At 52.9% G+C, this 12,804-nt stretch carries 9 protein-coding genes; 4 read left to right on the top strand and 5 right to left on the bottom strand.

Annotated elements, in window-relative coordinates; all coding sequences use genetic code 11:
* Window positions 1–106 precede the first annotated feature (106 nt).
* Entirely contained in the window at window positions 107–835 is a 729-nt protein-coding gene (locus EA58_RS15225) for a glutathione peroxidase (protein ID WP_036754614.1), read from the top strand.
* A gap of 72 nt (window positions 836–907) precedes the next feature.
* Complete coding sequence (locus EA58_RS15230) at window positions 908–2,359, top strand: dihydrolipoyl dehydrogenase (protein WP_036754617.1); 1,452 nt, start codon at window positions 908–910, stop codon at window positions 2,357–2,359.
* An 89-nt stretch (window positions 2,360–2,448) separates the two neighbouring features.
* Here the strand turns inward: EA58_RS15230 and argH are convergent, their stop codons facing one another.
* The 4 genes from argH to argC all read right to left on the bottom strand — a co-directional run bounded on the left by argH (window position 2,449) and on the right by argC (window position 7,568).
* Window positions 2,449–4,326: an argininosuccinate lyase gene (gene argH / locus EA58_RS15235; protein ID WP_036754620.1), complete on the bottom strand. Its 1,878-nt coding sequence runs from the start codon at window positions 4,324–4,326 to the stop codon at window positions 2,449–2,451.
* A gap of 71 nt (window positions 4,327–4,397) precedes the next feature.
* Window positions 4,398–5,606 (bottom strand): argininosuccinate synthase, encoded by a 1,209-nt coding sequence (locus tag EA58_RS15240; protein ID WP_036754624.1) that lies wholly within the window; start codon window positions 5,604–5,606, stop codon window positions 4,398–4,400.
* Window positions 5,607–5,749: 143 nt separating this feature from the next.
* Complete coding sequence (gene argB / locus EA58_RS15245; protein ID WP_036754627.1) at window positions 5,750–6,529, bottom strand: acetylglutamate kinase; 780 nt, start codon at window positions 6,527–6,529, stop codon at window positions 5,750–5,752.
* A 25-nt stretch (window positions 6,530–6,554) separates the two neighbouring features.
* A complete protein-coding gene (gene argC, locus EA58_RS15250) occupies window positions 6,555–7,568 on the bottom strand; it encodes an N-acetyl-gamma-glutamyl-phosphate reductase (protein WP_036754629.1) in 1,014 nt (337 codons plus the stop codon).
* 608 nt (window positions 7,569–8,176) lie between these two features.
* Here argC and ppc point away from each other — a divergent pair.
* Together ppc and EA58_RS15260 are read left to right on the top strand one after the other, a co-directional pair.
* Entirely contained in the window at window positions 8,177–10,807 is a 2,631-nt protein-coding gene (gene ppc / locus EA58_RS15255; protein WP_036754632.1) for a phosphoenolpyruvate carboxylase, read from the top strand.
* 365 nt (window positions 10,808–11,172) lie between these two features.
* The gene (locus EA58_RS15260) at window positions 11,173–11,745 is read left to right on the top strand and encodes a PadR family transcriptional regulator (protein ID WP_036754635.1); all 573 of its coding nucleotides are present in this window, start codon (window positions 11,173–11,175) and stop codon (window positions 11,743–11,745) included.
* Between the two features lie 126 nt (window positions 11,746–11,871).
* Here EA58_RS15260 and metF read toward each other — a convergent pair whose 3' ends face one another.
* A complete protein-coding gene (gene metF / locus EA58_RS15265) occupies window positions 11,872–12,774 on the bottom strand; it encodes a methylenetetrahydrofolate reductase (RefSeq protein WP_036754638.1) in 903 nt (300 codons plus the stop codon).
* Window positions 12,775–12,804: the final 30 nt, after the last annotated feature.

The raw sequence follows: 12,804 nt of genomic DNA on the forward strand, positions 1-12,804 counted from the left end.
GATTGGAGCTATCAAACGGTATTTCGGATACTACATCCATCGACAGGGACAACACAAAAAAGTCCCACAGTTTTATGAAATGAAAAACTTCCAACAGGAGCGCAATATGTTTACATCCAAAGAAGGTCAGGCCATCCCACAAGTCATTTTCCCGACCCGTCAGGGCGATCAGTGGGTCAACGTCACCACAGATGAGCTGTTCAAAGACAAAACCGTGGTGGTGTTCAGCCTGCCGGGCGCATTTACTCCAACCTGCTCTTCAAGCCACCTGCCACGTTATAACGAACTGGCGTCTGTCTTTGCCGAGCACGGCGTAGACGACATTCTGTGTGTCTCAGTCAATGACACCTTCGTGATGAACGCGTGGAAAGCCGATCAGGAAGCAGAAAACATTACCTTCATCCCAGACGGTAACGGTGAATTTACCAAGGGCATGGACATGCTGGTGGAGAAACACGACCTGGGCTTTGGTGAGCGTTCATGGCGTTACAGCATGCTGGTGAAAAACGGCATCGTGACCAAAATGTTTATTGAAAACGACGAGCCGGGCGACCCGTTCAAAGTTTCCGATGCCGATACCATGCTGAGCTACATCGCGCCTGACTACAAATTACAAGAATCGATCACCGTGTTCACCAAGCCGGGCTGTCCTTTCTGCGCGAAAGCGAAACAAAACCTGATTGACCACGGTCTGCAGTTTGAAGAGGTGATTCTGGGCAAAGACGCTACCAGTGTCAGTCTGCGTGCGATTACGGGCCAGAGTACCGTACCACAGGTCTTCATCGGTGGCCGTCATATCGGTGGCAGCGAAGCACTGGAAACCTACCTGGGCTAATGTCCCGACCGAGGCAGGGCGAACGCCCTGCCATCCACCACGCCCTGAACTGAATGTCATTGGAGAAGTAGAATGAAAACCTTGACCGTTGAAGTTGCTGTCATCGGCGGCGGTACGGCTGGCCTGGGGGCTTACCGGGCAGCCAAAGCACATACAGATCGTGTTGTCATGATTGAAGGCGGCCCTTATGGCACCACTTGCGCCCGGGTCGGCTGCATGCCATCCAAACTGTTGATTGCTGCAGCCGAAAGTGTGCACAACATTGAAAAAGCGCCGGCCTTTGGGATTCATCCTCAGGGGGAAATTCACATCAACGGCCGTGAAGTGATGGATCGTGTGAAACGCGAACGCGATCGCTTTGTCGGCTTCGTGCTGGAAAGTGTGGATGAAATCCCAGCCGAGGATAAAATCAGCGGCTACGCCCGGTTTGTGAATGACACCACGCTTGAAGTCGATGGCCACACCCGCATCGAAGCCAAACGGATTGTGATTGCCACCGGTTCCCGTCCGGCCTACCCGGCTGTCTGGCACGAGCTGGGCGATCGTCTGGTGATCAATGATGATGTCTTTGACTGGGACGATTTACCCCGCGCCGTTGCCGTGTTCGGCCCTGGCGTGATTGGACTGGAGCTGGGACAGGCACTGCACCGACTCGGTGTTGAGGTGAAGATCTTCGGTCTGGGTGGTCAGGTTGGCCCGCTGACGGATGATGAAGTGATGGCATATGCCAATAAAACCTTCAACGACGAGCTGTATCTGGATCCCGACGTCAAAGTCGAGAGCATGAAGCGGGTTGGCGATGAAGTCGAAATTCAGTTCATCAACAAATCTGGCACGCTGGAAACTCAATACTTTGATTACGTGCTGGCAGCAACCGGACGTCGTCCGAACGTCGACAAACTGGCGATTGAAAACACCAGCCTGAAGCTGGATGAACGCGGCGTGCCTGTGGCCGACCACTTTACGCTGCAAACCTCCGTTGACACGATTTTTATTGCCGGAGATGCCAGCAATCAGTTACCGCTGCTGCACGAAGCTGCCGATCAGGGCCGAATTGCCGGCGATAATGCAGGCCGCTTCCCGGATATCCGTGCCGGGCTGCGCCGCTCGAAGATTTCAGTCGTCTTCACCGAACCGCAAATCGCCATGGTTGGTGAAAGCCGCCGCGAAATCACTCAGCGTCTGGGGAACTGCGGCTGTTATGAAGTGGGCACGGTATCTTTTGAAAATCAGGGCCGCTCCCGGGTGATGCTGCGCAACAAAGGCATTCTGAACCTTTATGGCGAACACGGCACCGGTCGTTTTCTGGGTGCCGAAATGATCGGCCCGAATGCAGAACATCTGGCCCACCTGCTGAGCTGGGCGCATCAGAACAAGATGACAGTTGCTCAGATGCTGGATATGCCGTTCTATCATCCGGTGATTGAGGAAGGTGTCCGGACCGCACTGCGCGATTTAAACGCCAAGCTGCATCTGGGACCCGAAATGATCAAACACTGTCTGGACTGCGGTCCGGGCTGTTAATCTCCGGATTGTTCATCCAGGCTTCAATGACGACGGGAAAGCAAAAGCGCCGGACAACCGGCGCTTTTTCATTGAATTCAACCAGTCTGTCAGGCGACATTCACACTGGGAATCACATGCTGTTGATCCAAGCGTACTTCCAGTGCCACTTCGTCGCAGGCATGCTGCCGCGGACACATGTCACAATCTTTCATGACTTTCTCTGGCAGCAGCGATTTCGAGGTTGGGATAAAGTCCTGCTTCATAAAGAACTCCGGCACCCGGGTCAGCACAAAGACACGCTTAATCGCCATCTGCCCGGCTTTTTCCAGTAAATGCTGCACCAGTGCCTTCCCCTGCCCCTGATGTTGCCAGCCCGCTTCAATGCCCAGAGAGCGGATTTCCGCCAGACCTGAGTCATACACATAAAGTGATGCACAACCCGTCACGATCCCCTGCGTTTCAGCCACAGCAAACGAGCCGATATCCCGCACCAGTTCATTCCGCGGACGCGGCAGGTTCTCGCCCAGTCCGGCCCAGTAGGCCACCATGCCTTCAATGGCATCCAGATCGGTCAGACGAGCCCCCCGCACTTTCACACCCGGTGCATGACGTTTCGACAGCCGTTTTTCCACCTGAGCAATCGCATGATCGACCTGATTTGGCGCAACCCCACCAAGCGCACAACGTTTCTCCAGACAAGACTCAATGGTCAGGATTGGGTAGACATCTGCGTCGATCACCGGTGAGAAAGCCTGCATCTCGGCCAGCGACAACTCTTCCAGTGCGCAGCCTTTCTCAATGGCTGCAACCACGGCGACGCCAACAATATGGTGCGCTTCCCGGAACGGAATCCCTTTCGCTACCAGATAATCGGCCAGCTCGGTCGCATTGGAATAGCCCTGCATTGCCGCTTCCAGCGTCCGGTCTTTATTGACCTTGATCCCGTCAAAGCACAGTGCAGCCATTTCCATACATTCGTGCCAGGTATCCAGCGCGTCGAACAGCCCTTCCTTGTCTTCCTGCATGTCTTTGTTGTAGGCCAGCGGCAGCGCCTTCACTGTCATCATCATCCCGGCCAACGAACCATAAACACGGCCACACTTGCCCCGGATCAGTTCCAGTGCATCCGGATTCTTCTTCTGCGGCATCAGGGAAGAGCCCGACGTCACGGTATCAGCCAGTTCAATGAAATTCGACTCACCGGAGTTATAGAAAATCATATCTTCTGCCAGACGAGACAGATGCAACATGGAAATGGATGCCGTCGACAGCAGCTCCATCACATGATCCCGGTCAGAAACCGAATCCAGACTGTTGCGGGTGGCCCGGTGGAAACCCAGGCTGTGCGCCAGCGCTTCCCGATCAATCGGATAAGCCGTACCAGCCAGCGCCCCTGAGCCCAGCGGGCAGGTATCCAGCCGGTGCAGCGCATCACTCAGACGTGAATGGTCACGCTCAAACATCTCAACATAGGCCAGACACCAATGGGCAAAAGTCACCGGCTGTGCACGTTGCAGGTGGGTATAACCTGGCAGCACCGTGGTCTGGTGTTCACGGGCAACCATCGTCAGCTGGCTTTGCAAATGGTCCAGCATCATCAGCAACTGATGTCCCTGCTGACGGCACCACAGCTTGAGGTCGGTCGCCACCTGATCATTCCGGGAGCGGCCTGTGTGTAATTTCTTACCCAGATCACCCACCCGGTGGATCAGCTGTTGCTCTACCCAGCTGTGAATGTCTTCAGCATCCGACTGGAGAATCTGTTGCGGATCCTCCATCACGGCCAGCTTCAGCTCATTCAGTGCCAGTTCCAGCTTCTGCTGTTCCACTTCAGTCAGTACCCCGACCTGACGCAGCGCTTTTGACCAGGCCACCGAGCCAACGATATCCTGCTCCGCCAGGCGGTAATCAAATCGCAGGGAATCATTAAACTGCTTGAACCGAGTATCTGCTGCCTGACTAAAACGTCCGCCCCATAGTGCCATGGTACTTCTCCTTTCCTGTACGACCGATGTTGCTCACATGTCTTTTCGTAATGCGCTTTGCGCTGTGTTATTTATTTTTTCTGCTCGTTCAGTGCACGGATACGGCTGGCCAGCGAGTACAGGCGGATAAAGCCACCGGCATGGCTGTGATCGTACACTTCATCTTCACCGAAGGTTGCAAACTCTTCTGAGTACAGGCTGTTCGGTGAACGTTTCTGAACTGCTGTCACCTGACCTTTATAAAGCTTCAGCACCACTTCGCCGTTGACATCCTGTGCCAGCTCATTTGCAGCGGCCAGCAGGGAACGACACAGCGGCGTAAACCAGCGACCATCGTAAATCAGGTGCGAGGCTTTCAGCGCAATGCTTTCACGGAACTCGAAGGAATCTTTATCCAGTACCAGTTGTTCCACCGCACGCAGGGCTTCCATCATGATGGTGCCTCCCGGCGTTTCATAACAGCCGCGGGATTTAATCCCAACCAGACGGTTTTCCACGATATCGATTCGGCCGACACCGTGCTCAGCACCTTTCTCATTCAGGTACACCAATGCTTCATAAGGTGACATGGCTTTGCCGTCCACTGCCACAATCTCGCCTTTTTCGATCTGAACCGACACCTGCTCCGGGGTATTCGGTGCATCTTCCGGATCTTTCGTCCAGACCCAGCACAACTCATTTGACTGATTCCAGGTATCTTCAAGCACGCCACCTTCGGTGGAAATGTGCCAGGCATTGGCATCACGGGAGTAGATTTTTTCTAAAGTCGCCGTGGTCGGAATCTGACGCTCGGCCAGATAATCCAGCAGTGCTTCACGGCTGCGCAGATCCCACTCACGCCAAGGTGCAATCACAGTCAGCTGAGGCGCGAGTGCGGCGTAAGCACTTTCAAAACGGACCTGATCGTTTCCTTTACCGGTACAACCGTGACACAAGGCATCCGCACCGACTTCCAGCGCACACTCGACCTGGGCTTTCGCGATAATCGGACGCGCCATCGATGTACCCAGCAGGTATTTGCCTTCGTAAACCGCGCCGGTTTTCAGGCTTGGGTAGATGTAATCTTTGACCATCTCTTCTTTCAGGTCTGCGATGTAGCAGGCCGATGCACCCGAAGCCAGTGCTTTTTCTTCAATGCCTTCCAGCTCGGCTTCCCCCTGACCCACATCGGCCACGAACGCGACCACTTCACAGTCATAGTTCTCTTTCAGCCAGGGAATGATGGCCGATGTATCCAGACCGCCGGAATAAGCTAATACGACTTTGTTGACCTTGCTCATTGTGACTCTCCTTCGTTGCCTGTTCGACGGTCTCACCGTTCAGGCGGTATCAATTTTGATGTTTGAAACGACAAAATAAATGTGGTTAATTTTTATATCCGAACCCTGCAGTTACGCCAGTATCCAGATGCAAATCTGCTGACTCAGAGCACAAATCGGGTGCCGATTTGCTCGCCCTCAAACAGCGCCAGAAGTTTGTCCGGATAACGCCAGCCCGCAATTTCGACCGGACGTCCCAACCCCTTCGCAGCATCAAACGCAGCTTTGACTTTGACAATCATGCCGTCGGTAATCACCGCTTGCTGGATCAAGGAATCCGCTTTTGCTTCACTCAGCGATTCAATCAAATGGCCTTTACCATCCAGCACACCGCTGACGTCCGACAACAAAACCAGCTCCGCATCCAGAGCTGCGGCAACCGCTACAGCTGCCTGATCGGCATTCACGTTCATCAACTCGCCCTCAGCGGTCAGGCCAATTGAGCTGATGATCGGCAGATAACCGGCCGCCATGATGCTGGCAACCAGACTGCTGTCGCCCGGTGCGGCTTTCCCGACAGCACCCAGTTCCGGGTCCAGCTCAGTCACCTGACACAGGCCGCCATCGGCCAGTCCCAGTCCTACCGCCTTCACGCCACATTTGATGGCATGGCCCTGCAGCATTTTGTTGGCCGTGCCTGCCAGCGCGCCGGCAATCACGCCAATCTGATCCACCGGGGTCACCCGCAGCCCCTGCTTCTTCACCGTGGGCAGATTCAGTTTTTTCATCAGGTCATCCACCAGATAACCGCCGCCATGCACCAACAGCAAAGGTCGGTTTGCCTTGGCCTGATACGCACAAATAGCACCAAAGACTTTTTCCAGTGTGTCGCTGCACGACAGTACTGCACCACCCAATTTGATTACTAACGGCGACTGTTCCATCCCACTTCTCCTCTTACAGCCAGACTTAGCCAACCAGCGCAGTCAACGGCGCAAAACCATTTCGAATATTGATGCATTGCATCGCCTGAGACGATGCGCCTTTCAGTAAATTATCGATTGCTGAAGTCAGGATGACGTGCTGCCCCTGAACCTGCCAACCAATGTCACAGAAGCAAGTATTCACCACATCCTGCAATCGTGCTGCCTGATGGCCTAACAAACGAACCGCCTGCTCGCCGGGCTGGTGATAAGCGGCCGACATCGCCTCAGAAACAGCTTCCGGTGTCACACCCGCTGCCAGTCTGGCAGTGATGGTGGCCAGAATACCGCGCTTAAAATTGCCAAGGTGTGGGGTAAAAATGACGTCGGTTCCCAGATGCGCCGAAATCTCCGGCTGATGACGGTGGTTAAACACACCGTAGGCTTGCAGGCTGACTTCGCAGAAACTGTTGGCCATGCTGGCTTTACGGCCAGCACCGGAGACACCACTCACAGCATTAATGACCGGCCATTGCTGGGTATCCAGCAGCCCGGCTGCCAGCAAGGGTTTCAGGGCCAACTGAGCCGCCGTGGGATAACATCCGGGCACAGCGACGAACTGCGCCTGGCGAATCGCATCGCTGTTCCATTCCGCCAGACCGTAGACCGCCTCATCCAGCCATTGGGCATATTGGTGGGCAAAACCATAATATTGAGTATAAAAATCATCGCTTTTCACTCGGAAAGCCCCGGACAGATCAAAGACCTGACAGCCCGCCTCAAGGAAAATCGGGGCCAGCTCATGACTGACCTCATGTGCCGTCGCCAGCAACACGATATCGGAAGTGTTTACGACCGCGGCTGTATCGGTCAGCGGCTGAAGCGGTAAATCGACACGTCCCCGTAATTGCCCGTGCAGTTCGCTGATCGCTTTACCGGCATCGAGACTGTTTTCAGACACATAAAGACCGGCTAGTTGCAAATGCGGATGTTTCAGTACCATGGCTGCCAGTTCCGCACCGGTATAGCCGCTGGCACCAATGATAGAGGTATTCAACATATAAGATCCTGTTGTCATCGTTGTGAAATTCACTATCAAGAAAATATAACTGCTGTTTGTTTCAGCGCGTGGCGCCAGGCAGGCGCGTCATGGAAGGTGCCAGAGACACCAGGCGATAGAGACTTAGCGTCGTCGGAAGGAATACTGCTTGTGGTTCATCGCCTGGTTCATACTAATACTGATGGCCTCTGGTTGATCATAAAAGACGTCTTGCGACATATCCTTTATCTGTTATCAGTTCGCTGTCTGTTTCTCTGGATTATCTGTTTGCTGTGGAACTTGTTTTGTTATTCACACAAAAATCAAATAATCAGATTTTTATTCATTAATTATGAATTTTTATATTTACCTGTTTCAGTTTTTTATGTCAAGCCACACGACGGAAAAAAGTAGGCTTCGTGACAGCTGCACGGTGAGGCGTCATGCTCTGGCTGTAAACATAAAGAAAGTAAATTACAGAACAGAGACAGGCTGCGAGATTCATGCACGCATTTGATAGGATTTTTGTCTAAAAAGGGCCTACTTATTGACCTTTCGCCCCAATGAAGGCTAGATTGTTGGCAACGCCTTGGCGATTGGATGTAACAAAATTACGATATGGATGCGATATGAACGAAAAGTACAGTGCGTTAAAAAGCAATGTCAGTATGCTTGGCCACTTGCTGGGTAACACCATCAAGGATGTCCATGGCAGTGAACTGCTGGATAAAGTTGAAACCATTCGAAAACTGTCTAAATCGGCCTGTGCCGGCAACAGTGACGATCGGGAAAAACTGATCACCGAGCTGCAGAATCTGCCAGATGATCAGCTATTGCCTGTTACCCATGCGTTCAGTCAGTTCCTGAACCTGACCAACATCGCCGAGCAATACCACACGATCTCCCGTCATTGCGAAGATCTGGTCTGCAATCCAGATGAAATGGACTCCCTGTTTGCCAAGCTCAAAGACGAAAACATCGCTGAGCTGGACTCTCTGCAGGCCGTCCGTGAACTGAATATCGAACTGGTGCTCACGGCACACCCAACGGAAATCGCCCGTCGCACCATGATTCACAAGTTGGTGCAAATCAATAAGTGTCTGTCTCAGCTTGAATTAAACGAGCTATCGCAGCGCGAGCGCCAGAGAGCAGAGCGTCGCCTTGAACAATTAATTGCTCAGGCCTGGCACTCCGATGTCATTCGTAAGCAGCGCCCCAGTCCGCTTGATGAAGCCAAATGGGGCTTTGCCGTCGTTGAAAACTCGCTGTGGGAAGCCGTACCGGAGTTCCTGCGCCAGTTTGACGAAAAACTGCATCAGCATCTGGGAGAAAGCCTCCCTCTGGACGCCGCTCCAGTGAAATTTTCTTCCTGGATGGGCGGAGACCGCGACGGCAACCCCTTTGTCACTGCCGAGATTACCCATGAGGTCTTGCTGCTCTCACGCTGGAAAGCGGCAGATCTGTATCTGAACGATATTCAGGAACTGGTCAGTGAGCTGTCGATGGTCGCGTGTAACGACGAAGTCCGTGAACTGGCAAACGGTGCGCACGAACCCTATCGTGAAATCGTCAAAGGACTACGCACCCTACTGACACAGACCCGCGACGTTCTGGATGCAAAAATCAAAGGCAATGATGTGCCGAAGGTTGCGATTCTGGAAGATGTCGAACAACTTTGGGCCCCACTACACGCCTGTTACCGTTCGCTGCACGAATGTGGCATGGGCATCATTGCAGATGGCCTGCTGCTGGACACACTGCGTCGTGTTCAGTGCTTTGGCGTCCATCTGGTTCGACTGGATATCCGTCAGGAAAGTACCCGCCACTCCAACGCGATTTCTGAACTGACCCGTTATCTGGGGCTGGGAGATTACGATCAATGGAGTGAACAGGACAAAGTTGCTTTCCTGGTCCGCGAACTGGCTTCAAAGCGCCCGTTACTGCCTCGTGACTGGCAACCCTCAGAGCCAGTTCAGGAAGTTCTGGACACCTGTCGCGTCATTGCTGAGCAATCCCGAGAGGCGCTGGGTGCCTATGTGATTTCGATGGCCCGGACCGCATCCGATGTTCTGGCAGTTCATCTGCTGTTGAAAGAAGCCGGATGCCCGTTCCGTCTGGATGTTTGTCCGCTGTTCGAAACGCTGGACGATCTGAACAACGCCGAATCTGTCATCACCCAACTGATGAATATCGACTGGTATCGTGGCTTCATTCAGAACCACCAGATGGTCATGATTGGCTATTCTGACTCCGCCAAAGATGCGGGTGTGACCGCTGCAGGCTGGGCGCAATACCGTGCCATGGAAGCCCTGGTGAATGTCTGTGATGACGCCGGTGTTGAACTGACTTTGTTCCACGGCCGTGGCGGTAGTATTGGCCGCGGTGGCGCTCCCGCACATGCTGCCCTGCTGTCTCAGCCACCACGCAGCCTGAAAGGCGGCCTGCGTGTTACGGAACAAGGTGAAATGATTCGCTTCAAGCTGGGACTACCGGATGTGGCCGTCAACAGTCTGAACCTGTATGCCAGCGCCATTCTGGAAGCCAACCTGCTGCCGCCTCCGGCACCAAAGCAGGCATGGCGAGACGTGATGGACAATCTGTCTGATATCTCATGCGACGCCTACCGCGCTGTGGTCCGTGGCCATGAATCTTTTGTGCCTTACTTCCGCGCCGCCACGCCGGAAATGGAGCTGGGCAAGCTGCCGCTGGGCTCACGCCCATCGAAGCGGAACCCGAAAGGGGGTGTAGAAAGTTTACGTGCCATTCCATGGATTTTTGCCTGGAGTCAGAACCGTCTGCTGCTACCCGCCTGGCTGGGTGCGGGTAAGGCGATTCAGCATGCCATTGATCAGGGTAAAACGGCACTTCTGGAAGAAATGTGTCGTGAATGGCCATTCTTCTCAACCCGACTGGGTATGCTGGAAATGGTTTACAGCAAGACCAATATTCAGATTGCAGAATATTACGATCAGCGCCTGACCGACGAAAACCTGTGGCCACTTGGACAAGAACTTCGCGACCAGTTACAACGCGATATCAAGGTGGTCCTCAATGTTGAGAACAGCGATCACCTGATGGAACAAGACCCTTGGGGCGCGGAATCCATTCGCCTGCGCAATGTCTATGTTGAGCCGCTCAACATGCTTCAGGCCGAGCTGCTACACCGGACTCGTCAGCAGGAAACAGTCTCGCCAATGCTGGAAGAAGCCCTGATGGTCACGATTGCCGGGATTGCTGCCGGCATGCGTAACACCGGCTAATCCCGCGATTCTGAACCCAAACAGGCCACCCTGACGGTGGCCTGTTTTTTTGTTCATAATTAAGACAATACGAAATTTATAATTTCAGCTATGGTCTATATAAGTGCAGTGAACCAACATGAAGGAAACTTCACACACTGCATGTCGTCCATAGAATTGGACAAACGTCACAAGATAACTAATTGCTCACTGTTCACCACAGAATATTTATGCTTCTGCTAGTTGCAGTGATTCAATTGATGATATCCTATGTGATCTCGACCGGGCACTGCAACAATACGATTATATAAAAACGCCTCAGAGCGGATGGGTAACGTAACACTCGGTCGATTTATTTTTTTGTAGTATTTTAACGGATAGAAGAGATGTCACTACCACACGTCATTTTGACCGTGCTGAGTTCGCGCGATGCGACCGGCTACGACATTACGAAAGAGTTCTCTCACAGCATCGGCTACTTCTGGAAAGCCAGTCATCAGCAGGTGTACCGTGAGTTGAACAAAATGGCCACCAACAATCAGGTCACCTGTAAACTTGAACCTCAGGAGGGTAAACCGGATCGTAAGGTATATTCCATTACCGATCTGGGCCGGCAAGCGCTGTTTGAGTGGTTCCAGGAACCCGCACGTAATCCGACCATCCGTGATGAGTTTTCAGCCAAATTGCTTGTCTGCGGTGTGCACAACTCGCAGCCAATGCAACAACAGCTGGAAGCACTGATCGAAGAATCTCACACACTGATGAACCATTACCATGAGCTGGAGAAAGTTCATTTCGCCAACTACAAAGACATGGATCGCCAGTCTCGTCTGGATCGCCTGACCCTGCGTCGTGGCATCCACAACCGTCAAGCCTGGATTGACTGGGCAGAAGAAGTTCTGGCAGAGCTGAAAGATATGGACAGTTCTGACAGCAGCGTTGCACTCAGCGCTGAATAAAGACCACGACTCCCGGCTCGGGAGTCTGTGACGTACCACTATAAACAGGTACGCCACAGAACACCTATCAAAAAAGCCGCTTACGCGGCTTTTTCTTTTTTTGTCGCTCGATTCCCTGAGGCAAACTCAGACGGTCGCTTCTGCGTCTGCACGAACGCCCAGTGTATGGCAGATCGCATAGGTCAGTTCTGCACGATTCAAAGTATAGAAGTGGAAATCTTTTACACCTTCACGGCTTAACACACGAACCATGTCAATCGCATTGCTGGCACCAACCATCTGGCGGCTAAGCAGATCATCATCCAGACCCTGATACTGCTTCTCAAGCCAGTTCGGAATTTTCACGTTATTCGCCTGGGCAAAGCGTTTCGCCTGCTTCATGTTCACGACAGGCAGGATGCCCGGCACAATCTCAACATCAATGCCAGCAGCCACACAACGGTCACGAAAGCGCAGGTAGCTTTCTACATCAAAAAAGAACTGAGTAATCGCACGGCTCGCCCCGGCATCCACTTTGCGTTTCAGGTTAATCAGATCAGCCTGCGCACTTTTCGCTTCCGGATGTACCTCCGGGTAAGCCGCCACGGAAATATCGAAATCGGCCTCTTCACGTAACAGTTTGACCAGATCAACCGCATACATATCTGGCTTGCCGCCGTTCGGTGGCAAATCACCACGCAAAGCCACAATGTTACGAATCCCGTTCTTCCAGTAATCTCGGGCAATGGTTCGCAATTCGTCACGGGAGGCATCAATACAGGTCAGGTGCGGTGCAGCAATCAGTCCGGTCTGATCCTTAATATCTTTGATAATCGAATGAGTACGGTCTCGTTCGCCGGAGTTGGCACCATAAGTCACCGACACAAACTTGGGTTTCAGTGTTTTCAGGCGATGAATCGACGACCACAGGGTTTCTTCCATGGCAGGGGTACTTGGCGGAAAGAATTCAAACGACACATTGATAGCACCGTTCAAATCGGCAATGTTCTGATTTAAAGCATCCAAATGATTGGCGTAAGCGTAACCCATAATAGAAACCTTCCTGATGATGGCCTGTGG

The organism is Photobacterium galatheae, from assembly GCF_000695255.1.
Lineage (GTDB): Bacteria > Pseudomonadota > Gammaproteobacteria > Enterobacterales > Vibrionaceae > Photobacterium > Photobacterium galatheae.